Genomic DNA, 24,863 nt, shown 5'->3' on the forward strand with positions numbered 1-24,863 from the left:
GCGCAAAGGTGCGGGTACGGCCATTTCCGCTATCCGTTCCCGAGCAACCCGAGCCGTTCAAGGCGGCGCGTGCGCTGGTTCGGCGCAAATTCTGTTCCCGTGCCGACCGCTGGCACGGATGCACCGCATATAGAGAATTTTCTGGAATAGTTCTAGACAGTCGAAAAGCAAATTTGTGCGATGCGGCAGCCGCCGCGACGAATTGTTTTCGGGGCAGGCAAGGATGCGGCTGATCGCGGAAAATCTGGGCGGCGAACGGGGCGGCGAGCCGGTTTTTTCCGGCGTCGACTTCGCGCTTGCGCAAGGCCAGGCATTGATTGTCACCGGGCGGAACGGTTCGGGCAAATCGACGCTGCTGCGGGTTGTCGCCGGCCTTTTGCCGGCGGCCCAAGGCCGCCTCTTGATCGAGGGCGGTGGCGAAGATTTTCCGACCGTCGCGGCGGCCTGCCATTATCTCGGCCACCTCAATGCAATGAAGACGGCGCTGAGCGTGACCGAAAATCTGCGCTTCTGGCGGGATTTTTCCGGCCCGGGTCTGTCCAGCGTCGACGAGGCACTGGATACGGTCGGGCTCGGTGGCATCGGCCATCTGCCATTCGGCTATCTCTCGACGGGGCAAAGGCGAAGGGCAGCGATTGCCAAGCTCTTGGTCAGCCAGCGGCCGCTGTGGCTGCTGGACGAGCCGACATCGGGGTTGGACAAGGCTTCGGAGGCGCGGTTTTCCGCGCTGATGACGCGCTATTGTGAAGGGGGTGGAATGATCCTGGCGGCGACGCATCTGCCGCTGGGAATCGCGGGGGCGAAGGAATTGGCGATGAGGGTAGGCCATTGATGTCGGTGCGAGGCACCCCCCTCTTTCCTGCCGGACATCTCCCCCTCAAGGGGGGAGATCAGATGTCGTCCCGACTTTCGCCAATCACCACCGTTCGAGGACTGGCGGGAGGCATGGTCTGCCAATCTCCCCCCTTGAGGGGGAGATGGCCGGCAGGCCAGAGGGGGGCGCCTTGGCAAAGGCGTCTCAGATCATGGTAGCCCTTTTCCTGCGCGACATTCGTCTCAACATCCGCGCCGGCGGCGGCGCCTTGACCGGGATCATCTTCTTTCTCGCCGTGATCGCCACCATTCCGTTCGGGGTCGGGCCGGATTTGAAGCTTTTGGCCCGCATCGGCCCGGCCATTCTGTGGATCGGAGCGCTGCTGTCCTGTCTGCTCGGGCTCGACCGGCTTTTCCAGGCCGACCGCGAGGACGGTTCACTTGACCTTCTGGTGCTCGGCAATGACCGTCACATGCTGGCGCTGACGGTGCTGGTGAAATGCCTGGCGCATTGGGCAGGAAGCGTGCTGCCGCTGGTGATTGCGGCGCCGCTGCTCGGCCTGTTCATGAACATGGAACCGCTCGCCATCGGCGCAACGGCGCTCACGCTTCTGGTCGGCACGCCGGCCATCACCTTCATCGGCGCCGCGGGTGCCGCCGTGGCTGTGGCGTTGCCGCGCGGCGGGCTGTTGATCTCCGTCCTGGTCCTGCCTCTGACCATCCCGGTTCTGATTTTCGGGGTGTCGGCAAGCTACGGTGCAACGGCCGATCCCGACCCCTTCCTGCAGCCCTTCCTCATCCTCGCCGCGCTCACGCTGTTTCTTGCGGTGGTGGGACCGGTGGCGGCGGCGCTGGCCCTGCGGCATGGAACGGACTGAGTGACGCCAGTCAGGGTTTGCGTGACATCAAAGGCCGCGGTGCGGCGACCGCCTATGTTCGAAGCTGCGGCGCGGCGGCAGATTGCGAAGCCGGCGGCGCGCGGTTAAGGGAGAGCATGGTCTATCCGAGTAAAATGATCGGATTACACGCCGGCGCTGCGAGGTCGGCTGCATGAGCGCGCATGACCTCTACGTCACCGCCGCCTATGGCATCACCGCCATTGCCCTGGCCGGGCTGATCGGCTGGATCCTGCTCGACCAGCGGGCCCGCAAGCGCGATCTCGCGGAACTCGAAGCAGCCGGCGTGCGAAGGCGCTCCGACAAGGCGGGCGCGGAGAAGCGATGAGCAGCGAGACTGAAACACCGCCGCCGGCCGGTCGCCGCCTGTTCGTGCTGCTGCCGTTGCTGATCTTCCTCGGCCTTGCCGGCCTGTTCCTGTCGCAGCTGTTGTCGGGACGCGATGTCTCGGAGGTGCCGTCGGCGCTGATCGGGCAGCCCGCGCCGCCGACCAAGCTGCCGGCGCTCCAAGGGTCAAACCTGCCGGGGCTCGATTCGAAAACCTTCGCCGGCAAGGTGACGCTGGTCAATGTCTTTGCGTCGTGGTGCGCGCCGTGCCGGGAAGAGCACCCGGTGCTGCTGGCACTGGCGCAGGACAAGCGCTTCGTCATGGCGGCGCTGAACTACAAGGACCGGGCGGAAAACGCCCGCCGCTTCCTTGGCGACTTGGGCAACCCTTTCCAGGCCATCGGCGTCGACGAAGCCGGCAGCACGGCGATCGACTGGGGGGTCTATGGCGTGCCGGAGACCTTCGTCATCGGCAAGGACGGCAAGATCGCCTTCAAGCATGTCGGCCCGCTGACGGCGGAGGCCGTGCAGACGCTGCTGCTGCCACAGATTGAAAAGGCGCTGGCCGCGCCCGGTTAAGCGTTGGCCCCGACAGCCGTCCGCCGGGGGGTCGACTTCTCCCCGTTGGGGGGGAGAAGCGATGCCCTGCGTTGACCGGTTCAATCCCCGAGGGGAAAGGTCGGACTTGCGAATTGCATTTGCGATTCTGCTCTGGCAGTCCTGCGTGAGGGCAGGACCCCAGTTGGCTCAGCCGTAGATCTGCTTGTGGATCTGATAGAGCATTTCCGAGCGGTCGGCCCGCATGTCGGCCAGATCGCGGCTGGAGAAGCTGTCGACTTCGGCGACGAGGCGGTTGTAGTGCCTGCGCTTGGCAATGCTCTGGCGAGCGCGATTCACTATATTGAACATCTTGAGTTCCCTATTCTTGAGCCGCTTCCGGCGGCCGGTTGTTCCTCCTCGCTACGAAACATGACATAGTATTGGTGCGTTGCAAAAAGAAGATGTTGCAATGCACCATTGCGCGCAGCGCATAGCAGGTTAAGCGAGTGCTAAGATGCGTCGCTCCGGGCCGTGGCCGTGCCGGACCTGGCGTATGCTGCTTCCTCTCGATTTTGTCATACAAATCGCTAAGGCCCATCTTGCCAGATCGGCCGCGGGCTGGCTTGATCCGTCGTCACGTGATGCCGGGAGGAAATGCATGGCGGCTGCAGACTATTATGAAATTCTCGATCCGCGCTTCGCGCGGCTTTTCAACGGCAATGCGCAGGTGGAAAAGCTGTTCACCGGTTGCCGCTGGGCGGAAGGCCCGGCCTGGTTCGCTGCCGGCCGCTACCTTGTCTGGTCGGACATCCCGAATAACCGCATGCTGCGCTATGATGAGACGGACGGCAGCGTCAGCGTGTTCCGCCAGCCGTCAGGCAATTCCAACGGCAACACGGTTGACCGGCAGGGCCGGCTGATCACGTGCGAGCATTCAGGCCGCCGCGTCAGCCGCACCGAATATGACGGCTCCATCACAACAATCGCCTCGACATGGAAGGGTAAGCGGCTGAACTCGCCCAATGACGCGGTGGTAAAATCCGACGGCTCGATCTGGTTCACCGATCCGAGCTACGGCATCGACACCGACTATGAGGGCGACAAGGCCGAAAGCGAAATCGGCGCCTGCAATGTCTACCGGGTCGATCCCGGCACCGGCGACGTCGAGGCCGTGATCACCGATATGGTGCGGCCGAACGGGCTGGCTTTCTCGCTCGACGAGAGCAAGCTCTATGTCGTCGACACGGGCCGCACGCATGGCGACAAGAATCCTGCGCATATGCGGGTGTTCAATGTCGGCAAGGGCGGCAAGAAGGTGTCCGGTGACAAGGTCTTCGCCGACTGCACGGCCGGCCTCTTCGACGGCTTCAGGCTCGACGAGGACGGCCGCATCTGGACGAGCGCGGCCGACGGTATTCATTGCTACGATCCGGACGGCACGCTGATCGGCAAGGTCAAGGTGCCCGAGGTCACCGCCAATTGCGTGTTCGGCGGCAACAAGCTGAATTGCCTCTATATCGCCGGCACGACATCGCTCTACATGGTGCGACTGATGGTCAACGGCGCCAAAACCTATTGAAGCGGCTGGAGACTTTTCTCTGGCGGGTCTTGATGGCGCTTCTCCGCACGCCCGTGGCGCCAAGGCTGCCGGCGGCGCGATCGCTGCGTCCGCCGGAGCGCATTTCGAAGCCGTCTGCCGGCAGTATCAGACATTATCCAAAGGGAGGACACCATGCCATTCGTCAACATCCGCATCGTCAAGGAAGTGATCGCCGCCGACCCGGCCGGCAAGAAGGCTGATATCGCCAAGAAAGTCACGGCGGCCATCATGGACGCCACCGGGCTGAGCAATGACGATGTCTGGGTGGTTTTCGAAGAGGTCAACGCCCGCGACTGGTATGTCGGCAAAACCGACGTCGAGACGCTGCGGAAGGGGTAGGTTGGCTGCCTTTGGGGGCGCTCCCCTTCCCTTCGTCATCCTCTGGCTTGAGGAGATCCTAGGGTCTGCGTCGCTTCGCTTCGCTCTTTGCTCCGCCCTAGGATGACGAAGCTGCGCTTGCGCGGATAAAATCCATAAAGCCCTGCACGGCTTCCCGCATCGCCCGCTGGTTCGCCTCGTCCCCCAGGATCATTTCCACCTCAGGCGGCTTCTTGCCCAGCAGCGGGATTTCCAGCGCCGCGCGTTCATAGAGCGCGAACGACATCGTCCGCATGATCTCGGCCAGGGCGGCGCGTGCGTATAGCGAGCGTGGCGAGGCATGCGCAAGCATGGCCGGCTTGTCGATGGCGGCGTCGCGCGACACCAGCCAGTCGAGCGCGTTCTTCAGCCCGCCTGGAACGCCATGGGCGTATTCCGGGCAGGAGACAATCACGCCATCGGCTCGAGAAACGGCTTCGATAAGACGTGACGCTTCGTCGGGCGTCCGGTCGCCCTCGTCGTCCGGGTTGAAGATCGGCAATCTTGCGAGCCCGTCATGGACGGCGACCCGGCAGCCGGTCGGCGCATTGCGGGCCAGTGCCGAGACCAGGGCGGAATTGGTGGAGGCCGCGCGCAGGCTGCCGGAAATTGCGAGGATGTTCAGCAAGGGAAGGATCAACCGGGACGAATCGTCGCCGCGAACCTACCACATCGTCTGCTTGTATTCGCCGTCCAGCCAGCGGTCGGTCGCCTCCGCGGACTCAGGCAGCGCCAGCTGATCGCGCATGATCTGGCCGAGCGTCGGCAGGGTCGCGCGGTCATACCAGGTCTCAGGCTTCCACAGGTCGGAGCGCATGAAGGCCTTGGCGCAGTGCATGTAGGCCGCCTTGACGGTGACCACGACGACGCTTTGCGGCGCGCGGCCGTCGACGGCAAGGCGCTCGCGCAAACCTGCGTGGGTCGTGATGCGGGCGTCGCCATTGACGCGCAGCGTCTCGTTCATGCCGGGGATGAGGAAGAGCAGACCGACGGAGGGGTTGACGATGATGTTTTCCAGCGTATCCAGCCTGTTGTTGCCGGGCCGGTCGGGGATGGCGATCGTCTGGTCGTCGAGCACGGCGGTGAAGCCCGGCCTGTCGCCTTTCGGGGTCACGTCGGCATTGCCGGCGGCGTCGGAGGAGCCGATCAGCACGAAAGGGCTCTTGCCGATGAAGGATCGGCAATGGCCGTCGAGCGCCTTCAACTCCTTGCGGATGGAGCCGTCGGTCGGCCGCGGCGTCTTGTAAATCGTCCGCAGCTGTTCACGCGTGGTAACGAACTCCATGACGATTTGTCCCCGTTGTTTCGAAGCGATTGCGCCGGGAACTCTCGCGCTTCCCGGACGACCGAAGTCTCTACTTGCCGACCTTGTCTTCCTTCGCTGCGCTTTCATCGAGCGAATGCCGCAGGATCAGGGGCATCTGGCTGAAGGTGAACACAAGCGTAATCGGCATGATCCCCCAGACCTTGAAAGTAACCCAGGCATCGGTGGAAAAATTCCGCCAAACGACTTCATTGGCAAGGGCCAGGAACAGGAAGAACAGACCCCAGCGAAAGGTCAGCTTGCGCCAGCCTTCGGCGTCGAGGCGAAAGGCGGAATCGAAGACATAGCCGAGCAGCGATTTGCCGAAGTAGAGGCCGCCGAGCAGCACGCCGCCGAACAGCGTGTTGACGATGGTCGGCTTCATCTTGATGAAGATGTCGTCCTGCAGATAGAGCGTCAGGGCGCCGAAAATGAAGACGACGACGCCCGACACCATCGGCATGATCGGCAAGGTGCGGATGAGAAGCCAGGAGGCGAGCAGCGCGATTGCCGTCGCAGCCATGAATAGGCCGGTGGCGACGAAGATCGGGCCGCCGAATTGGCCCAGAGCAGGGAATTTCTGCACAAGCCACGCGCCACGCGCATTGGCGAAGAAGAACACCAGCAGGGGGCCAAGCTCCAGAACCAGCTTGAGCACCGGATTGACGCCCTCCTTCTTCTCCTTCTGCGGATCGGACGGGTCGCGTTCGAGGATTGGTGGGTTCATGGATTCACGCAACTCCCGCGATCGCCCTGGCGAATTCGCTTGCCGAGAAAGGTTCGAGATCGTCGACCTGTTCGCCGACGCCGATGAAATAGACCGGCAGTTTGTGCTTTGCCGCAATCGCCACAAGAATACCGCCGCGCGCCGTACCGTCCAGCTTGGTCATCACCAAGCCGTTGACGCCGGCGATGTTGCGGAAGATCTCGACCTGGTTGAGCGCATTCTGGCCGGTCGTGGCGTCGACAGTCTGCAGCACTGTGTGCGGCGCCTCCGGGTCGAGCTTGCCCAGCACGCGGACGACCTTCTCGAGCTCCGCCATCAGCTCGGTCTTGTTCTGCAGCCGGCCGGCGGTATCGATGATCAGCACGTCGGAACCGGCTTCCTTCGCACGTTCGAAGGCGTCGTAGGCGAGGCCGGCCGCATCGGCGCCGATCCTGGAGGCGATGACCGGCGATTTTGTGCGCTCGCCCCAGATCTTCAGCTGTTCGATCGCCGCGGCGCGGAAGGTGTCGCCGGCGGCCAGCATCACCGACAGGCCGCCATCGGTCAGCTTGGCCGCCAGCTTGCCGATGGTCGTGGTCTTGCCGGTGCCGTTGACGCCGACGACCAGGATGACATGCGGCTTGTGCGACAGGTCGAGCTCCAGCGGCATGGCCACATGGCCCAGCACCTTCTCCACTTCGGCCGCCATGACGCTGCGTACGTCGGTGTCGGAGACATCCTTGCCATAGCGGCTGGCCGCCAGGGCATCGGTGATGCGCAGCGCGGTCTCCATGCCGAGATCGGCGCGGATAAGCACATCTTCCAGGTCCTGCAGCGTCTCCTCGTCCAGCTTACGCTTGGTGAAGACGCCGGCGATGTTGCCGGTGAGCTCCCTGGAAGAACGCGACAGGCCGTCCCGCATGCGCTGGAACCAGGAGCGTCTGGCCGCAGGCTCGGCCGCCTTTACGGGCTCGGCCTTCTGCTCGACCTTCTTGGTGACGGTCACCTTGCCAGGAGCGGATCTTGGCACCAGTGCCGGCTGCGGGATGGATTGCGGCTCCGGCGCGATCTCGGCAATGACCGGCTGTGCTTCGACCGGCGCCGGCTGGCGGATGAGGGGCGCAATTTCGGCGGCGGGAGGCTGAGGCGCCACGGTGGCTGGCCCGGCGGGGGGTGCCGCGGCCTCGCGTTCGTCTCTAAACGGAGAGAAGGTGCCGGCAGGCGGATGAGGGACGGGGCCGGTTTCTGGAGCTGTCGGTACTGAAGTCTCGATCGGTGACGGCACTTCAAGCGGTGTGTCGGCCGGGATCTCGGCTGGGGGCGACGGCACTTCTATCGGCGCCGGTTCAGGCTGTCGTTCCGGCTGCGGCGCAATCTCAGGCTCGGCCGGCGCCGGAGCAGGGACTTCCTGCGGCTGCGGTTCGGGAGCAGGTTCCGGGGCGGCCGGGGGGAGCGGAATCTCTTCAGGTGTCGGCGGCTCCGGGGCCATTGGCGGGGGCGCCGGCTGCTCTTCCGGTGCTGGCGGCTGCAGCGGTTCCGGCTCGGACGGAACAGTCGGTTGCGGCGCCGGCGGGATGTCCGGACCGGGCTCGGGGGGTGTTTCCCCAACAGGCGTCGGTAACGGCTGCAGCGCTACAACCGGCACGACCTCATCGGGCAGCGGCTCATCACGCTTCAGAAACTCCGGAACGACCTGATCGGCGGCCGGCTTCAGCGCCTGGAGCTGTTCCCATTTGATCGGCGGCAGCGGAGCGGTCTCATCGACCCGCTCATCGGCAGTCTCGGTCTTGCCGAACGAAAATATCTTCTTGAAAAAACCAGCCATGCTTTGCTTTTCTCAGGCGGCGTGAGCGGCAAGCGGTGCCGCGATCAGCCGGGCGCCGTCATGGCCGCTGATGTGTGCCTCGAGGATTTGCCCGGGGACGCCGGTGGCCAGAGCGGCAAGCGTGAACCCTTCGGTGCGGCCCATACCGCCGCGCTCGATCAGGAGCGACTGGCGCGTCCCGGTAAGTGACGACAAATGCCGGCGATACGCGGCTTGCCCGGCGGCGCGCAAGCGGGCCGCGCGCTGCTTGACCATTTCGCGGGAAAGCTGCGGCATGCGCGCGGCAGGCGTGCCCTCGCGCGGACTGAACGGGAAGACGTGGAGGTGGGTGAGGCCGCACTGTTCGACGATGTCGAGCGAATTGCCGAACATCTCTTCGGTCTCGGTCGGGAAGCCGGCGATGATGTCGGCGCCGAAAACCATGCCGGGACGCAGCCTGCGCACATCCTCGCAGAAACGGATCGACTGGTCCCGGCTGTGCCTTCGCTTCATACGCTTGAGGATCATGTCGTCGCCCGACTGCAGCGACAGATGCAGATGCGGCATCAGACGCGGCTCGTTGGCGATGGCGTCGAGCAGATCGTCGTCGGCCTCGATCGAATCGATCGACGACAGCCGCAGCCGCCTGACATCAGGAACCTGTTTGAGGATCGTCTTCACCAGCCTGCCCAGCCTGGGCGAGCCCGGCAGGTCGGCACCGAAGCCGGTCATGTCGACACCTGTCAGCACGATCTCGCAATAGCCATTGCCGGCCAGGCGCTTGACCTGCTCGACCACCGCGCCCATCGGCACCGAGCGCGAATTGCCGCGCCCATAAGGAATGATGCAGAAGGTGCAGCGATGGTCGCAGCCATTCTGCACCTGCACGAAGGCGCGGGCGTGGCCCTCGATGGCGTCGACCATGTGGCCAGCGGTCTCGCGCACCGAAAAAATGTCGTTGACGCGGGCCTTTTCCGTGTCGTTGACGCCGAAATCGGGCATTGCGCGATAGGCCTGCGCCGTCAATTTTTCTTCATTGCCGAGGACGAGATCGACCTCGTCCATCGAGGCGAATTTTTCCGGCTCGGTCTGCGCCGCGCAGCCCGTGACGATGATGCGCGCCCGCGGCTTGTCGCGGCGAGCGCGGCGGATCGCCTGCCGGGCCTGGCGCACCGCCTCGCCGGTAACGGCGCAAGTGTTGAAGATCACCGCGCCGTCCTCGAGAGCGCCGAGGCCGGCGGTTTCGGCCTGGCGCTTCATCACTTCGGATTCATAGGTGTTCAGCCGGCAGCCGAAGGTCACCACTTCGATGCGATCGGAAGGCGCAGCCTCGCGCAAAGAGCTCTCGGACAGAGCAGCCGACATCAAGCCGCGCTCTCGGTGTCGCGAGCCCAGTCACCGGTCGAGGGATCGAAGCTGCCTGAGAATTCCCATTCGGCGGCGCCGGTCAGGATCACGTGGTCGTCGTCGCGCCATTCGACATGCAGCGTGCCGCCGCCCGGGGTCAGCAGGCTGGCGCTGCGGCCGGTCAGCCCGATGCGGGCAGCCGCGACCACCGTGGCACAGGCGGCGGACCCGCAGGCCTTGGTCAGGCCGGCGCCGCGCTCCCAGGTGCGAACCACGATGCTCTGTGGAGACGTGACCTGGGCGATGGTGATGTTGGCGCGCTCCGGAAAGATCGGGTGGTTCTCGAGCAGCGGGCCGAACCGGTCGAGTTCGTAGGACCAGACATCGCGGTCGACCCAGAAGATCGCATGGGGATTGCCCATAGAGACGACCGAGGGCGAATGCAGCACCGGCGCGTCGATCGGGCCGATCTGCAACTCGATCCTGCTTGTGTCGTGGAATTCCTCGGCCAGCGGGATGTCCTGCCAGCCGAAACGCGGCTTGCCCATGTCAACCGAGATCGAACCGTCGGCATGTTCGCGCGCGTTGAGAATGCCGGCGACCGTCTCGAAGGTGAAGGCCTTCTGCCCGGTCTCGGCGGCCAGAGCCTGGACGACGCAACGCATGCCATTGCCGCAAGCCTGTGCCCTCGATCCGTCGGAATTGACGATGTCGATGAAAAAGGCGGTACCCGGCGTCCTGGCGTCGTGGATGGCCATGATCTGGTCGAAGCTGGTCGCGGCGTCGGCGTTCAGCGCAATGGCCGCGTCCGGCGTCACCCGGTCGGCACGGCCACGCATATCGGCGACGAGGATCTCGTTGCCGATGCCGTTCATCTTGGCGAAAGGGGCAGTGCTTGCCATCGCTCCGAAAATTCCGTGTCCGTTGGCGCTATATGGCGGAAACGGCCGGGAATTACCAGTGCGAGGCTGCCTTACGTGACGGCGAAGATGCCCAGGACGACAAGCAGGAAGATCACCAACACGATGCCGATGAGGATGCGCGCGCCGGTCGCAGCTGCTCCGGCCAGTGCCGGCATGCCGAGCAGGCTCGCTGCCGCGGCGACGATCAGGAGAATGATGATCCATTTGAGCATGGGGTGCCTCGCGAACCGAGATTTTGAAACGCATGGAAACGCGAATGGCGCGCCCGGGGTTCCCGCGGCATGGGCCGCTTGCCGTCAGGGTGCGGTCATTTCCGGAACCTCCCAGACCTCGCCGGGCAGCATCGGGCGAAAGCGCTCGCGCGCAATCCCCTCGGCGTCGAGCGCCTGGCCCAGCTTTTCCGCAGGCTCGGCGACCGGTTCGTCGGTAAGCTGGAAAGTGCCCCAGTGACAACCAGCCGCGAAGGCGCTGTTGGATAGGAGCATGCCTTGCACCGCCTCTTGCGGGTTCTGGTGCTGCGGCGCCATGAACCAGCGTGGCTCGTAGGCGCCGATCGGCAGGATGGCGAAGCGGAAGCCGCCGTGCTTCTTTGCCAGCAGCCGATAGTTGATGCCGTCGTGAAACCCCGTGTCGCCCGCGAAATAGACCTTCCCGCCCGGCGTTTCGACGACGAACCCGGCCCACAGCGCCATGCGTCGATCGCCGGCGCCGCGCGCCGACCAGTGGTGCGCCGGCTCGACGTGGACGCAGACATCATTGCCGATCCCGATCGTCTCGCCCCAGTCACGCGCGGCCACTCGCATGCCGGGGATCGCGCCGCCGATAATCGCATCATTGCCGAGCGCCGTGATCAACAGAGGGTCATGATCGGCCTTCAGCCGTCTCAGCGTGGCGAGATCGAGGTGGTCATAATGATTGTGGCTGACCAGCACGAGATCGATCGGCGGCAGGTCGTCGAAAGCGATGCCCGGCAGGTTGATGCGTCTAGGGCCGATGAAGGAAACCGGCGACACGCGTTGCGACCAAACAGGATCGGTAAGGATATTCAGGCCGGCGGTCTGGATCAGCAGCGAGGAATGGCCGACCATGGTCACGGTCAGGCCGGAACCCTGGACAATCCGGGCAGGCTTTGCCGGCGCAAAGGGGCTTGGGCTAGTAGTTGGCCATTTGGAGCGCTGGCCCGCGAACTGCCATTTCAGCAGATCGATGAAGCGCGCCGGCATCTGGCCGCCGGGATTGAAGAACAAGGCGCCGTCGAAATGATCGCTGGGCGGGCCGTTGTAATATCGATTGGCGGCTTTCTTTTTCGCGGCCAATGCGCGGCTCCCGGGAGTTTCTCTCCCTGACATAAGGCGCCGGGCGGTCTGTTCCAAGCTTTCAGGAGTCGATGCGACACGGGCTGATCGGCGCGGGTCACCTGGAATTAAGAGTTCGAAGCCCGATTTCGGGGCCCTAGATAGCGATAAATCTGCAACATTTCTCGACGCAAACCCTATTTTAACCATATCGGGTTGAAATTTCGCCACCTTCTCCATCTTGGTGAAGGCGAGATTGCGCGGACGGCATCCCCCCAGCCGGATCCGACGGAGGTTGGAATGATCTTTTCTAGAAGCGGCCTGGTGGCCGTATCGCTGGCGGCTCTCCTTGTGAGCGGCTGCACGACCTCGAGGTTCTCGTCGATGGACGACCAGCAGCCTGCGCCGTTGCAGGCCGCCCCGGCCGGCCAAGTATCGTCGAACCAGTTGCCGCCCCCGGCATCGCCAGGCGCCACGGATCCGTCGAAATTCCCGACGGCCCCGGCGAACACGCAGGTTGCATCCCTGCCGCCGGACGGCTCGGCGCCCGCGGGCGCATCGGATGTGAATGCTGGAAGCGTTGCCGGCGTGTGGAACGCCAGCGTTGGCGGACAGAGCTGCAAGGTGGCGACGCCGCAGACCAAATTTGGCGCCGGCTTCCGCGCCGGGCCGCTGCATTGCCCACCACCGATGGACGGCATCAAGTCGTGGAACGTCGCCGGCAAGCAACTGACCCTCTATGACGCGAATGGCGACGCGCTGGCACGGCTTTATTCCTCGGGCGGCTCGAAATTCGATGGCCAGACGACGAATGGCCAGGCGATTTCACTGACTAGGTGATCGATCCTGCTTTTTGTCTTTCGCGCGTCCCGTCGGAAAACATCTATGAAATTTTCCGCCCGGAGGTGCTCCACAATGACGTGACCGATGCATCTGCGTGACGGCCTCCAGACCCATGCGACCGTCAGGCAGCGCTACGATCACCTGGTGGCGACCGGTGCCATCGAACGCGATCCGGCGCAGGAACGGATCGCCGCCGCGCTCGACCGGCTGACATCGGAGATCTCGGCGAAGCGTCTGGCGCACAAGTCCAGCGCGCTCGGCTGGCTGTTTGCCCGCAACCGGGAGACGAAGGAGCCCGTCAGAGGCCTCTACATCCATGGCGGTGTCGGTCGCGGCAAGACCATGCTGATGGACATGTTCTTCGAGCTGCTGCCGGTCCGGCGCAAGCGCCGTGTGCATTTCAACGACTTCATGGCCGACGTTCAGGACCGTATCCAGAAGCACCGGCAGGCGCGAAGGGAGGGCACGGTCAAGGAGGACGATCCGATCCCGCCGGTGGCCAAGGCGCTTGCCGAGCAGGCCTGGGTGCTGTGTTTCGACGAATTCTCCGTCACCGACATCGCCGACGCGATGATCCTGTCGCGGCTGTTCTCGGCGCTGTTTTCCAGCGGCGTGGTGCTCGTCGCTACCTCGAACGTCGCGCCCCAGGATCTCTATCGAGACGGGCTCAATCGCCAGCTTTTCCTGCCGTTCGTCGCCATCCTCGAACGGCACGCCCAGGTGCTCTCGCTCGACAGCGACAAGGATTACCGGCTGGAAAAGCTCGCCCGCACGCCCGTTTATGTCACGCCGGCCGACGCGGCGGCCGACGAGGCGCTCGACCAAGCTTGGCAGGCCATGACGCGCGGCGAGCCGACAGCCGCGACAACGCTTACGATCAAGGGCCGGCAAGTGGCGGTGCCGGCCGCCGCCGCCGACGCGGCGCGTTTCTCCTTTGCAGATTTGTGCGAAAAGCCTCTCGGAGCACGTGATTACCTGGCGATTGCCGCGCGTTTTTCGACCATCTTCATCGATCACGTGCCGGTGCTGGGCGAAGGCAAGCGCAACGAGGCCAAGCGCTTCATCCTGTTGATCGATACGCTCTATGATCATCACGTCCGCCTGGTGGTGAGCGCCGACGCCCCGCCGCAAGGCCTTTACGCGGCCAAGCGCGGCGTCGAGGTCTTCGAGTTTGAACGCACCGCATCTCGCCTCATCGAGATGCAGAGCCGCGACTGGCTTGAAGACTGGGAACGGCGACGGGCGGGCAAAGCAACTCCTGACGAGAGCCAGGCGTGGGCATAGCCGCGGGCGCTCGTGCATCATGCAGTTCACAAGCATGTCATCAGGCACTTTACGTCGTACGGTTGCGCCCTAGCTCAAAAAATTCCGGAAGTCGGCTCAACAATATTGACGTTTACGTAAATCCCATGAGGTCTAACCGATTGAATTTGTTGGCCCCAAAATATTCGTTTGAATTTGCGTCACGCCAAGGCTATTGGGTGCGGCGAAAACTCGCGGTTCCCCCGCGGCATTCAGGCCTCCTCTAAGCCCGTCATCAAGTCCCAGGATTTGGACGCGGTCACAGACAAAGGGAAAGCATCCTCACATGGCACGCAACAAGATAGCGCTCATCGGCTCCGGCATGATCGGCGGCACGCTCGCCCATATGATCGGCCTCAAGGACCTCGGCGACGTGGTGCTGTTCGACATTGCGGAGGGCATTCCGCAAGGCAAGGGTCTCGACATCGCGCAGTCGTCGCCTGTCGACGGCTTCGACAGCCGCCTCACCGGCGTCAACGACTATGCCGGCATCGAGGGCGCCGACGTCTGCATCGTCACCGCCGGCGTGCCGCGCAAGCCGGGCATGAGCCGCGACGATCTGCTCGGCATCAATCTGAAGGTCATGGAACAGGTCGGCGCCGGCCTGAAGAAATACGCACCCAAGGCCTTCGTCATCTGCATCACCAATCCGCTCGATGCCATGGTATGGGCGCTGCAGAAGTTCTCCGGACTGCCGAAGAGCCATGTCGTCGGCATGGCTGGCGTGCTCGACAGTGCGCGCTTCCGTTATTTTCTGGCTGATGAATTCAAGGTCTCGGTCGAGGACGTCACGGCTTTCGTGCTCGGCGGCCATGGCGATTCCATGGTGCCGATGATCCGCTATTCGACGGTGTCCGGCATTCCGCTGCCGGACCTGGTCAAGATGGGCTGGACCTCGAAGGAAAAGCTCGACCAGATCGTGCAGCGCACCCGCGACGGCGGCGCCGAGATCGTCGGCCTGCTCAAGACCGGCTCGGCCTATTATGCGCCGGCCGCCTCGGCGATCTCGATGGCCGAAGCCTATCTCAAGGACAAGAAGCGCGTGCTGCCCTGCGCGGCGTTCCTGTCGGGGCAATATGGCGTCAAGAACACCTATGTCGGGGTTCCCGTGGTCATCGGCGCCGGCGGTGTCGAGCGTATCATCGAGATCGACCTCAACAAGGCCGAGCAGAAGATGTTCGACAGTTCGGTGGCGACGGTGCAGGGCCTCACCGAGGCCTGCGTGAAGATCGCGCCGCAACTGGCCTCGAAGTAAACCGGAGCACATCCAGATGAACATCCATGAGTATCAGGGCAAGGCGCTGCTGAAGACGTTCGGTGCGCCGGTGGCCGAGGGCGTGCCGGTGTTCAAGGCCGACGAGGCGGAGGCCGCCGCCAAGGCGCTGCCGGGACCTCTCTACGTGGTGAAGAGCCAGATCCATGCCGGCGGCCGCGGCAAGGGCAAGTTCAGCGAACTCGGCCCGGAGGCCAAGGGCGGGGTGCGGCTGGCGAAATCCGTCGCCGAGGTCGTTTCCAATGCCAACGAGATGCTCGGCCACACGCTGGTGACCAAACAGACCGGCCCGGCCGGCAAGCAGGTGAACCGCCTTTATATCGAGGACGGCGCCGACATCGACCGTGAGCTCTATCTGTCCATCCTGGTCGACCGGACGGTTGGCCGCGTTGCCTTCGTGATGTCGACCGAAGGCGGCATGGACATCGAGGCGGTCGCGCATGACACGCCGGAAAAGATCATCACCGTCGCCATCGACCCGGAGAAGGGCGTGACGGCGGATGACGTCAGTAAGCTCAACGCGGCGCTCAAGCTCGACGGCGACGCGGCCAAGGATGGCGAAACGCTGTTCCCGATCCTCTATAAGGCCTTTGTCGAAAAGGACATGAGCCTGCTCGAGGTCAACCCGCTGATCGTGATGAAAAACGGCCGGCTGCGCGTGCTCGACGCCAAGGTATCGTTCGACAACAACGCGCTGTTCCGCCACCCTGACGTGCTCGAACTTCGCGATACCAGCGAAGAGGACGAGAAGGAGATCGAGGCGTCCAAATACGACCTCGCCTATGTCGCGCTCGACGGCAATATCGGCTGCATGGTCAATGGCGCCGGCCTCGCCATGGCGACGATGGACATCATCAAGCTCTATGGCGCCGAGCCGGCCAACTTCCTCGATGTCGGCGGCGGCGCGTCGAAGGAGAAGGTGACGGCGGCGTTCAAGATCATCACCAAGGATCCGGCGGTTAAGGGCATCCTGATCAACATCTTCGGCGGCATCATGAAATGCGATGTCATCGCCGAGGGCGTGATCGCTGCGGTCAAGGAAGTCGGCTTGACGGTGCCGCTGGTGGTGCGCCTGGAAGGCACCAATGCCGAACTCGGCAAGAAGATCATCAACGACAGCGGCCTGAACGTGGTGTCGGCCGACGATCTCGACGATGCAGCCAAGAAGATTGTGGCGGCGGTGAAGGGCTGAGCGGATGCCTCCCCGCAAGATAAATCTGGTCGAGGCGGCGGATCAGAAGATCCGCAAGGTCTTCGATCCGCATATTGCCGGCGACGTGAATGACAGCCAGGCGAAGGTCGCCAAGTTCGGCGAGACATTCGACTGGCATGCGCATGAGCATGAGGACGAGGCGTTCCTGGTGTTGCGCGGGCGCATCGCCATCGATTTCCGCGACGGTCCTGTCGAGCTTGGCGAGGGCGATTTCATCGTGGTGCCGAAGGGCGTCGAGCACCGGCCGCGCTCGCTCACCTTGGAGCCAGTGGTTCTGATGTTCGAGCCCGCGACGACGCTTAATACCGGCAACGCCAAGAGCGAGCTTACCGTCACCGAGCTGAAGCGGCTCTGACGATGAACGCAGCGTCCTTTTCTTCGCTCTCGCCCGATCACCAGCGCCTGCAGGCGCTGGTCGGCGCGTGGCGCGGCGAGGAAGAGGTGGCTGCCACGCAATGGGCCGATGGCGGCACGGCGACTTCCGAAGTGCTGAGCGAGGCACAGTTCGGTGGCCTGTTCGTGGTGCAGCGCTATCGCCAGCGCCGCGATGGGACGATCTCGTTCGGCGCGCACAGCGTCTTTGGTTTTGACCAGACCAACGGTGTCGTCACCATGCACCAGTTCGATTCGATGGGCTTCGTGCCGGGGTCGCCCGCCACCGGCACGTGGAGCGGCAGCGAGCTCGATCTCGAGCGGTCATCACCGCGCGGTTCGGCGCGCGTGATCTATAATTTTGACGATGCCGACACCTATCGCATGCGATTGTATTTCAAACCCGCCGGCAGCGATGCATGGCAAGACATGGTGAGCGGCGTCTACAGACGCGTCTCGCCTTCCCCCATCAACGGCTTTTAGAAAAGGGCTCCGATGTCCATTCTCGTCGACAAGAACACCAAGGTGCTGGTGCAGGGCCTGACCGGCAAGACCGGCACGTTCCACACCGAACAGGCGCTGGCCTATCATGGCACTCAGATGGTCGGCGGCATCCACCCCAAGAAGGGCGGCGAGATTTGGACCGGCTCGAAGGGCGAGAACCTGCCGATCTTCGCCACGGTCGCCGAGGGCAAGGAAAAGACCGGCGCCAATGCGTCCGTCGTCTACGTGCCGCCGGCGGGCGCCGCCGAAGCGATACTGGAGGCGATCGAAGCCGAGATCCCGCTGATCATCTGCATCACCGAAGGTATCCCGGTGATGGACATGATCAAGGTCAAGGCGCGGCTGGACCGCTCGACCTCACGGCTGATCGGCCCGAACTGCCCGGGCGTACTCACGCCCAATGAGTGCAAGATCGGCATCATGCCCGGAAACATCTTCCGCAAGGGTTCGGTCGGCGTTGTTTCGCGCTCCGGAACACTTACCTATGAGGCAGTGTTCCAGACAACCAATGTCGGCCTCGGCCAGACCACCGCCGTCGGCATTGGCGGCGACCCGGTCAAGGGCACCGAGTTCATCGACGTCCTGGAGATGTTCCTGGCCGACGACGAGACCAAGTCGATCATCATGATTGGCGAGATCGGCGGTTCGGCCGAGGAAGACGCGGCGCAGTTCCTCAAGGACGAAGCCAAGCGCGGCCGCAAAAAGCCGATGGCCGGCTTCATCGCCGGCCGCACGGCGCCTGCCGGCCGCACAATGGGTCATGCGGGCGCGGTGATCTCCGGCGGCAAGGGCGGCGCGGAAGACAAGATCGCGGCGATGGAATCGGCAGGCATCAAGGTTTCACCATCGCCGGCCCGGCTGGGCACGACCCTGGTCGAAGCGATCAAAGGTTAAGGGAATAGGGGAGTAACGGAGTACGGGAGTAGGGAAGAGACGCGGCCAAGATGCCCTACTTCCCTGCTGACCTTACTCCCTTACTCCCCTCCAACTAAGGAGACGGAGCAGGCGCTCCGCAGAAAAAAATGGCACGACAAGATCAGGCCAACGATCAGTTTTCGCTCACCTCGTTCCTCTATGGCGGCAATGCCGACTATATCGACGCGCTCTACGCCGCCTATGAGGACGATCCGGAATCGGTCGATCCCGAGTGGCAGGACGTCTTTGCCGGGCTGAAGGACGATGCCGGCGATGTGCGCAAGAACGCCAAGGGCGCCTCCTGGGCCAGGCCCTCCTGGCCGCTGCAGGCCAATGGCGAACTCGTGTCGGCGCTCGACGGCAATTGGGGCATCGTCGAGAAGCATCTGGAAAAGAAGGTCAAGGACAAGGCCGTCACCAATGGTGTCGCGCTGTCCGATGCCGATGTGCATCAGGCGACGCGCGATTCGGTGCGGGCCATCATGATGATCCGCGCCTACCGCATGCGCGGCCATCTGCACGCCAATCTCGACCCGCTCGGCATCGCCAAGCCGCTGGAGGATTACAACGAGCTGTCGCCGGAGAATTACGGTTTCACATCGGCCGACTATGACCGGCCGATCTTCCTCGACAATGTGCTCGGGCTCGAATTCGGCACGATCCGGCAGATGCTGGAGATCCTTACCCGTACCTATTGCTCGACGCTCGGCGTCGAGTTCATGCATATTTCCGACCCCGAAGAGAAGGCCTGGATCCAGGCGCGCATCGAGGGCGTCGACAAGGAGATCTCGTTCACCGCGACCGGCAAGAAGGCGATCCTGCAGAAGCTGGTCGAGGCGGAAGGCTTCGAGCAGTTCATCGATGTCAAGTACAAGGGTACCAAGCGTTTCGGCCTCGACGGCAGCGAGGCCCTGATCCCGGCGCTCGAGCAGATCATCAAGCGCGGCGGCCAACTCGGCCTGAAGGAGATTGTGCTCGGCATGGCGCATCGCGGCCGGCTGAACGTGCTGTCGCAGGTCATGGCCAAGCCGCACCGCGCCATCTTTCACGAGTTCAAGGGCGGGTCGGCTGCACCCGACGAAGTCGAGGGCTCCGGCGACGTCAAGTACCATCTCGGTGCTTCGTCAGACCGTGAATTCGACGGCAACAAGGTGCATCTGTCGCTGACCGCCAATCCTTCGCATCTGGAGATCGTCGATCCGGTGGTAATGGGCAAGGCGCGCGCCAAGCAGGATCATCTGTTCGGCCGCAGCCGCGAGGAGATCGTGCCGCTGGAGGAGCGCGCCAAGGTGCTGCCGCTGTTGCTGCATGGCGACGCCGCCTTCGCCGGCCAGGGCGTGATCGCCGAAATCCTCGGCCTGTCGGGCCTGCGCGGCCACCGCGTCGCCGGCACGGTCCATTTCATCATCAACAACCAGATCGGCTTCACGACCAATCCGCGCTTCTCGCGTTCGTCGCCCTATCCGTCCGACGTCGCCAAGATGATCGAGGCGCCGATTTTCCACGTCAATGGCGACGATCCGGAAGCTGTCGTCCACGCCACCAAGGTGGCGATCGAATTCCGCATGAAGTTCCACAAGCCGGTCGTGGTCGACATGTTCTGCTACCGCCGCTTCGGCCATAATGAGGGCGACGAACCGGCTTTCACCCAGCCGATCATGTACCGCAACATCCGCACTCACAAGACGACGGTGCAGATCTATGGCGAGCGGCTGATTGCCGAGGGGCATATCAGCCAGGCCGATCTCGACAAGCTCAAGGCCGACTGGCGGGCGCATCTGGAATCGGAATGGGAGGTCGGCCAGCACTACAAGCCCAACAAGGCAGATTGGCTTGATGGCGCGTGGTCCGGCCTTCGCACGGCCGACAACCAGGACGAACAGCGGCGCGGCAAGACCGCCGTGCCGGTCAAGACGCTCAAGGAAATCGGCAAGAAGCTCACCGAGGTGCCGAAGGATTTCGAGGCGCACAAGACGATCATCCGCTTCCTCGAGAACCGCCGCCAGGCGATCGAGTCCGGCGAAGGCATCGACTGGTCGACGGCCGAGGCGCTGGCGTTCGGCGCGATCCTGCTCGACGGTAACCCGATCCGCCTGTCGGGGCAGGATTCCGAGCGCGGCACCTTCTCGCAGCGGCATTCCGTGCTCTACGACCAGCGTGACGAGACCCGTTACATCCCGCTCAACAATCTGTCCGCCGCCCAGGCCGGCTATGAAGTCATCAACTCGATGCTGTCGGAAGAGGCGGTGCTCGGCTTCGAATATGGCTACAGCCTCGCCGAACCCAAGGCGCTGACGCTGTGGGAAGCGCAGTTCGGCGACTTCGCAAACGGCGCCCAGGTCGTGTTCGACCAGTTCATCTCGTCGGGCGAACGCAAGTGGCTCAGAATGTCGGGCCTCGTCTGCCTGCTGCCGCATGGCTATGAGGGCCAAGGTCCGGAACATTCCTCGGCCCGCCTCGAGCGCTTCCTGCAGCTCTGCGCCGAAGACAATATGCAGGTCGCCAACTGCACCACTCCGGCGAACTATTTCCACATCCTGCGTCGGCAGCTGAAGCGCGACTTCCGCAAGCCGCTGATCCTGATGACGCCGAAGTCGTTGCTGCGCCACAAGCGGGCGGTATCGACGCTGCCGGAAATGTCGGGCGAAAGCTCGTTCCACCGGCTCTTGTGGGACGACGCGCAGCTGCTCTCCGGCCAGGCGATCAAGCTGGTCAAGGATTCCAAGATCCGGCGCGTCGTGTTGTGCTCGGGCAAGGTTTATTACGACCTCTACGAAGAGCGCGAGAAGCGCGGCATCAACGATATCTACCTGCTGCGCGTCGAACAGCTCTATCCGTTCCCGGCCAAGGCGCTGATCACGGAATTGTCGCGGTTCCGCAATGCCGAGATGGTCTGGTGCCAGGAAGAACCCAAGAACATGGGTGCGTGGTCGTTCATCGACCCGTATCTGGAATGGGTGCTGGCGCATATCGACGCCAAGCATCAGAGGGTCCGCTACACCGGACGCCCGGCCGCCGCCTCGCCGGCGACCGGCCTGATGTCGAAGCATCTTGCCCAGCTTGCCGCCCTGCTCGAAGACGCGCTTGGTGAATAGACGAGACTTGGGCGAATAGATTGGGCGAATAGAACAGAACCGACAGAAACGGACAGGCACAATGGCTACCGAAATCCGCGTTCCCACTCTGGGCGAATCCGTCACCGAGGCGACCATCGGCAAATGGTTCAAGAAGGTCGGCGACGCCATTGCCGCCGACGAGCCCCTGGTCGAGCTCGAGACCGACAAGGTGACGATAGAGGTGCCTGCCGCCGCTGCCGGTACGCTCAGCGAAATCACCGCTAAGGAGGGCGAGACGGTCGGCGTCGGCGCGCTTCTCGGCTCGATCTCCGCTGGTGGGGATGCCGCTCCAGCGCCCAAGCAGGAGACGTCGAAGCAGGAGGCCAAACCGCAGGCTGTGTCGCAGGCGTCGAGCCCTGAAGCAGCGCAGACCGGCAAGCAGGCCGCGGCCGAAACCGCCAAGATCGCCGGCGACGCCGGTCCGGTCGAGCCGCGCTCGATGCCGCCGGCGCCCGCCGCCGCCAAACTGATCGCGGAGAACAATCTGTCGGTGGACCAGGTGTCCGGCTCCGGCAAGCGCGGCCAGGTGCTCAAGGGCGACGTGCTCGACGCCATTTCCAAGGACGCGCCGTCGCAGCCGGCCGAGACGCCGAAGTCTGCTCCCGCCCCTGCGCCGGCTGCCGCACCGGTTGCCGCGCGTGCGCCATCTTCCGGTGACGATGCATCGCGCGAGGAACGCGTGCGCATGACCAAGCTGCGCCAGACCATCGCGCGCCGGCTCAAGGAAGCGCAGTCGACCGCAGCCATGCTGACGACCTTCAACGAGGTCGACATGTCGGCGGTGATGGCGCTCAGGACCAAATACAAGGACGTGTTCGAGAAGAAGCACGGGGTCAAGCTCGGCTTCATGGGCTTCTTCACCAAGGCTGTTACCCACGCCTTGAAGGAGATCCCCTCGGTCAATGCCGAGATCGACGGCACCGACATCATCTTCAAGAACTACGCCCATATCGGCGTCGCCGTCGGCACCGAAAAGGGCCTGGTCGTGCCGGTCGTGCGCAACGCCGACCAGATGGGAATCGCCGAGATCGAGAAGGAGATCGGCCGGCTGGGCATCGCCGCGCGCGACGGCAAGCTGTCGGTGGCGGACATGCAGGGCGGCACGTTCACCATTTCCAATGGCGGCGTCTATGGCTCCCTGATGTCGACGCCGATCCTCAACGCGCCGCAGTCGGGCATCCTCGGCATGCACAAGATCCAGGAGCGACCGGTGGTCGTCGGCGGCCAGATCGTGATCCGGCCGATGATGTATCTGGCGCTCAGCTACGATCACCGCATCGTCGACGGCAAGGAAGCCGTGACCTTCCTGGTGCGCGTCAAGGAGAGCCTGGAGGATCCGGAACGGCTGGTGCTCGATCTGTGATCGGAGCTGATCCGCAATGAGCGGTTGGCTGGAAAGGTTCGGGTTCAGGCTGGGTAGGCGAGCCGGCGGCCTGATGCGGTCTGTTGGTCTGGCCGCGTCTGTCGTCCCGTCATTGTCGATAGCAGCCCAATGGGATCCTTCGCAGGCGAGCAGCAATCTTGGCGTTTTCGCCCTGAGTGATGCCGAACTGGTTGAGCGGCAAATCACCGTCACGCCGATCGGAGAGCTCGTATTGCCCACCGGCGAAATCATCGCCTGCGATCCGCTGACTACCGGAACCGATTGGCCAGCGTTGAGCCGGAAGGTCAAACCGGGGCACTATCCGGTTTCGCTGCTTGAGGCGCAAGGCCGTGTTGCCGGAGCAGTGCTGCGCTTCCGGCCAGGCACACCGGTTCGCTGGGAACTGGCGACCTTGCCCGGTCAGGATGTATCAACCTTGAAGGGCGAGGAGGCCTTTGGCTATCCCGTCGATGCCGGCCTCGGCTCGTTCATGGACAAAACGGCGATGGCGCTGATGTCGGCCGAGCAGGACAAGCTGAAGGCCGACCAGAATTACTATGATGACGTGCTGGCGGCCCAATTCGCGCCCAATCAGGACAGGTTCGCCATGCATCATCCGGTTACCGGAAATCCGCTAAACATCGCGATGTTCTGGAGCGGCTGGGGCGATGGCATCTACCCATCTTTCTGGGGGCTGGACGCTGCGGGTGAGCCGCTGTTGCTGCTGACCGATTTTGGCGTTTTGGAAAACGCCGATGGCCGCGGGAGCCACTAGGTCGGGGCGATGCAAAGCGCAATGTCGCCCGCCATTCGATGTCTCGCTGGATTGCTGACCGTAGCGGGCACAGGCGCCGCTGCCCAAGCCGCCTGTCCGATCGAGCTTGCCGTCTATGGCGATGCCACGAGCGGCAGCGAGATCGATTTTTCACCGACCGGCACCTCGGCCGCCGTCACCAACAGCTTCCGGCTGATACTCGACAACAATGTGGTGCTAGACGGGATCGCCATGTGGACCGATGGCCCGACCGCGCGGCCGCATGGGTCGCTGATGTACAAATGTCCGACCGGCGACGCCACCGGCCAGGAGCTCGCCGCCTGCACTTTGTGGGAAGGCGTCGTCTATAGCGCCGATGACAAGGGGGTTGTCGGACTGCTGCCGGCCGAAGGCGCACAGGCACCGCAAAGCCTGCTCTTTCCCAATCTCGGGCCGTCGCTCGAAATGTCGGCCGCGCATGGCGGCAATGGCTTTTCGAAAGTGCCGCCTGATATATTCACCATGAAGGGCTGCCAGGAATGAGCGCGACGCAGAAGGTGCTGCTGGTCACCGGCGGCAGCCGCGGCATCGGCGCCGCGACCTGCCGGCTCGGCGCGAAGGCCGGCTACAGCGTGGCGGTCAACTATGTCTCCAACCAGGCAGCTGCCGACGCGGTGGTGGACGAGATCAAGGCCGGCGGCGGCCAGGCGTTTGCCGTGCGGGGCGATGTCGGCGTCGAGGCCGATATATTGGCGATGTTCGGCGCCGTCGACCGCGTCTTCGGCCGGCTCGATGCCTTCGTCAACAATGCCGGCATCGTCGACGTCAAGTCGCGCGTCGACGAGATGGATGTGGCTCGGCTGGAACGCATGATGCGCGTCAACGTCACCGGCTCGTTCCTCTGCGCCCGCGAGGCAGTGAAGCGCATGTCGACCCGCCATGGCGGCAAAGGCGGCGCCATCGTCAACCTGTCGTCGGCTGCGGCGAGGCTCGGCGCCCCGGGCGAATATGTCGACTACGCGGCGTCCAAGGGTGCGATCGACACGCTGACCATCGGGTTGGCGCGCGAGGTGGTGAGCGAAGGCATCCGCGTCAACGCGGTCAGCCCCGGCATCACCGAAACCGAGATCCACGCCTCGGGCGGCCAGCCCGACCGTGTAGAGCGGATGCGCGATCTGCTGCCGATGAAACGGGCGGGCACTTCGGAAGAGGTCGCCAGCGCGGTTCTCTATCTTCTGTCGGACGCGGCTTCCTATATAACGGGCGCGATCCTGAATGTGAGCGGCGGCCGCTGAGG

27 protein-coding genes are annotated in these 24,863 nt (G+C 63.8%); 18 read left to right on the forward strand and 9 right to left on the reverse strand.

What is annotated here, in order from left to right:
- Positions 1-223 precede the first annotated feature (223 nt).
- From ccmA to LB513_RS06155, 4 genes are all read left to right on the forward strand, one after another.
- Positions 224-832, forward strand: coding sequence for a heme ABC exporter ATP-binding protein CcmA (ccmA, locus tag LB513_RS06140; protein WP_224662580.1), 609 nt, complete (start codon positions 224-226; stop codon positions 830-832).
- 193 nt (positions 833-1,025) lie between these two features.
- Positions 1,026-1,691, forward strand: coding sequence for a heme exporter protein CcmB (gene ccmB / locus LB513_RS06145; protein WP_224662886.1), 666 nt, complete (start codon positions 1,026-1,028; stop codon positions 1,689-1,691).
- Between the two features lie 172 nt (positions 1,692-1,863).
- Positions 1,864-2,037: a heme exporter protein CcmD gene (ccmD, locus tag LB513_RS06150; RefSeq protein WP_224662581.1), complete on the forward strand. Its 174-nt coding sequence runs from the start codon at positions 1,864-1,866 to the stop codon at positions 2,035-2,037.
- Positions 2,034-2,615: a DsbE family thiol:disulfide interchange protein gene (locus LB513_RS06155; RefSeq protein WP_224662582.1), complete on the forward strand. Its 582-nt coding sequence runs from the start codon at positions 2,034-2,036 to the stop codon at positions 2,613-2,615. The genes ccmD and LB513_RS06155 overlap by 4 nt, the downstream gene beginning before the upstream one ends.
- Before the next feature lie 168 nt (positions 2,616-2,783).
- On the opposite strand, the gene LB513_RS06160 is transcribed toward LB513_RS06155, so the two are convergent.
- On the reverse strand, positions 2,784-2,945 hold the full coding sequence (locus tag LB513_RS06160) for a hypothetical protein (RefSeq protein ID WP_224662583.1): 162 nt from the start codon (positions 2,943-2,945) through the stop codon (positions 2,784-2,786).
- A gap of 289 nt (positions 2,946-3,234) precedes the next feature.
- Between LB513_RS06160 and LB513_RS06165 the strand changes: the two genes are divergently transcribed.
- Positions 3,235-4,155, forward strand: a complete 921-nt coding sequence (locus tag LB513_RS06165; RefSeq protein ID WP_224662584.1) for an SMP-30/gluconolactonase/LRE family protein — start codon at positions 3,235-3,237, stop codon at positions 4,153-4,155.
- A gap of 153 nt (positions 4,156-4,308) precedes the next feature.
- Positions 4,309-4,515, forward strand: a complete 207-nt coding sequence (locus LB513_RS06170; RefSeq protein ID WP_013528835.1) for a tautomerase family protein — start codon at positions 4,309-4,311, stop codon at positions 4,513-4,515.
- Between the two features lie 97 nt (positions 4,516-4,612).
- On the opposite strand, the gene LB513_RS06175 is transcribed toward LB513_RS06170, so the two are convergent.
- From LB513_RS06175 to LB513_RS06210, 8 genes are all read right to left on the reverse strand, one after another.
- Positions 4,613-5,161, reverse strand: a complete 549-nt coding sequence (locus tag LB513_RS06175) for an NADPH-dependent FMN reductase (protein ID WP_224662585.1) — start codon at positions 5,159-5,161, stop codon at positions 4,613-4,615.
- Positions 5,162-5,197: 36 nt separating this feature from the next.
- Entirely contained in the window at positions 5,198-5,818 is a 621-nt protein-coding gene (locus LB513_RS06180; RefSeq protein WP_224662586.1) for a pyridoxamine 5'-phosphate oxidase family protein, read from the reverse strand.
- Positions 5,819-5,888: 70 nt separating this feature from the next.
- Positions 5,889-6,563, reverse strand: coding sequence for a septation protein A (locus LB513_RS06185; RefSeq protein ID WP_224662587.1), 675 nt, complete (start codon positions 6,561-6,563; stop codon positions 5,889-5,891).
- A 4-nt stretch (positions 6,564-6,567) separates the two neighbouring features.
- Positions 6,568-8,367 carry a signal recognition particle-docking protein FtsY gene (gene ftsY / locus LB513_RS06190; protein WP_224662588.1) on the reverse strand — a complete coding sequence of 600 codons (1,800 nt, stop codon included), beginning with the start codon at positions 8,365-8,367 and terminating at the stop codon, positions 6,568-6,570.
- Between the two features lie 12 nt (positions 8,368-8,379).
- Positions 8,380-9,711: a tRNA (N(6)-L-threonylcarbamoyladenosine(37)-C(2))-methylthiotransferase MtaB gene (mtaB, locus tag LB513_RS06195; protein WP_224662589.1), complete on the reverse strand. Its 1,332-nt coding sequence runs from the start codon at positions 9,709-9,711 to the stop codon at positions 8,380-8,382.
- Complete coding sequence (gene dapF / locus LB513_RS06200) at positions 9,711-10,595, reverse strand: diaminopimelate epimerase (protein WP_224662590.1); 885 nt, start codon at positions 10,593-10,595, stop codon at positions 9,711-9,713. The genes mtaB and dapF overlap by 1 nt, the downstream gene beginning before the upstream one ends.
- Positions 10,596-10,666: 71 nt before the next feature.
- Complete coding sequence (locus LB513_RS06205; protein WP_082525393.1) at positions 10,667-10,828, reverse strand: DUF1328 family protein; 162 nt, start codon at positions 10,826-10,828, stop codon at positions 10,667-10,669.
- Positions 10,829-10,912: 84 nt separating this feature from the next.
- Positions 10,913-11,932 carry an MBL fold metallo-hydrolase gene (locus LB513_RS06210; protein ID WP_224662591.1) on the reverse strand — a complete coding sequence of 340 codons (1,020 nt, stop codon included), beginning with the start codon at positions 11,930-11,932 and terminating at the stop codon, positions 10,913-10,915.
- A 279-nt stretch (positions 11,933-12,211) separates the two neighbouring features.
- Here LB513_RS06210 and LB513_RS06215 point away from each other — a divergent pair, with 279 nt between their 5' ends.
- The 12 genes from LB513_RS06215 (at position 12,212) to LB513_RS06270 (ending at position 24,861) form a co-directional block, all read left to right on the forward strand.
- Positions 12,212-12,751 (forward strand): protease inhibitor Inh/omp19 family protein, encoded by a 540-nt coding sequence (locus tag LB513_RS06215; protein WP_224662592.1) that lies wholly within the window; start codon positions 12,212-12,214, stop codon positions 12,749-12,751.
- Positions 12,752-12,838: 87 nt separating this feature from the next.
- The gene (gene zapE, locus LB513_RS06220) at positions 12,839-14,038 is read left to right on the forward strand and encodes a cell division protein ZapE (RefSeq protein ID WP_224662593.1); all 1,200 of its coding nucleotides are present in this window, start codon (positions 12,839-12,841) and stop codon (positions 14,036-14,038) included.
- A 304-nt stretch (positions 14,039-14,342) separates the two neighbouring features.
- Positions 14,343-15,311, forward strand: coding sequence for a malate dehydrogenase (gene mdh, locus LB513_RS06225; protein ID WP_224662594.1), 969 nt, complete (start codon positions 14,343-14,345; stop codon positions 15,309-15,311).
- Positions 15,312-15,327: 16 nt separating this feature from the next.
- Positions 15,328-16,521: an ADP-forming succinate--CoA ligase subunit beta gene (gene sucC / locus LB513_RS06230; RefSeq protein ID WP_224662595.1), complete on the forward strand. Its 1,194-nt coding sequence runs from the start codon at positions 15,328-15,330 to the stop codon at positions 16,519-16,521.
- 4 nt (positions 16,522-16,525) lie between these two features.
- Entirely contained in the window at positions 16,526-16,897 is a 372-nt protein-coding gene (locus LB513_RS06235; RefSeq protein WP_224662596.1) for a cupin domain-containing protein, read from the forward strand.
- Positions 16,898-16,899: 2 nt separating this feature from the next.
- A complete protein-coding gene (locus LB513_RS06240) occupies positions 16,900-17,397 on the forward strand; it encodes a DUF1579 family protein (protein WP_224662597.1) in 498 nt (165 codons plus the stop codon).
- 12 nt (positions 17,398-17,409) lie between these two features.
- Positions 17,410-18,312, forward strand: coding sequence for a succinate--CoA ligase subunit alpha (gene sucD / locus LB513_RS06245; protein WP_224662598.1), 903 nt, complete (start codon positions 17,410-17,412; stop codon positions 18,310-18,312).
- Between the two features lie 128 nt (positions 18,313-18,440).
- The gene (locus LB513_RS06250) at positions 18,441-21,428 is read left to right on the forward strand and encodes a 2-oxoglutarate dehydrogenase E1 component (RefSeq protein WP_224662599.1); all 2,988 of its coding nucleotides are present in this window, start codon (positions 18,441-18,443) and stop codon (positions 21,426-21,428) included.
- A gap of 61 nt (positions 21,429-21,489) precedes the next feature.
- Complete coding sequence (gene odhB, locus LB513_RS06255; protein WP_224662600.1) at positions 21,490-22,812, forward strand: 2-oxoglutarate dehydrogenase complex dihydrolipoyllysine-residue succinyltransferase; 1,323 nt, start codon at positions 21,490-21,492, stop codon at positions 22,810-22,812.
- A 73-nt stretch (positions 22,813-22,885) separates the two neighbouring features.
- Positions 22,886-23,587 carry a DUF4241 domain-containing protein gene (locus tag LB513_RS06260; RefSeq protein ID WP_224662887.1) on the forward strand — a complete coding sequence of 234 codons (702 nt, stop codon included), beginning with the start codon at positions 22,886-22,888 and terminating at the stop codon, positions 23,585-23,587.
- Positions 23,588-23,608: 21 nt separating this feature from the next.
- Positions 23,609-24,109, forward strand: a complete 501-nt coding sequence (locus tag LB513_RS06265) for a hypothetical protein (protein ID WP_224662601.1) — start codon at positions 23,609-23,611, stop codon at positions 24,107-24,109.
- Positions 24,106-24,861 carry an SDR family oxidoreductase gene (locus LB513_RS06270; RefSeq protein WP_224662602.1) on the forward strand — a complete coding sequence of 252 codons (756 nt, stop codon included), beginning with the start codon at positions 24,106-24,108 and terminating at the stop codon, positions 24,859-24,861. Before LB513_RS06265 ends, LB513_RS06270 begins: the two co-directional genes overlap by 4 nt.
- Positions 24,862-24,863: the final 2 nt, after the last annotated feature.

It is taken from the genome of Mesorhizobium sp. ES1-1, assembly GCF_020164785.1.
GTDB lineage: Bacteria > Pseudomonadota > Alphaproteobacteria > Rhizobiales > Rhizobiaceae > Mesorhizobium.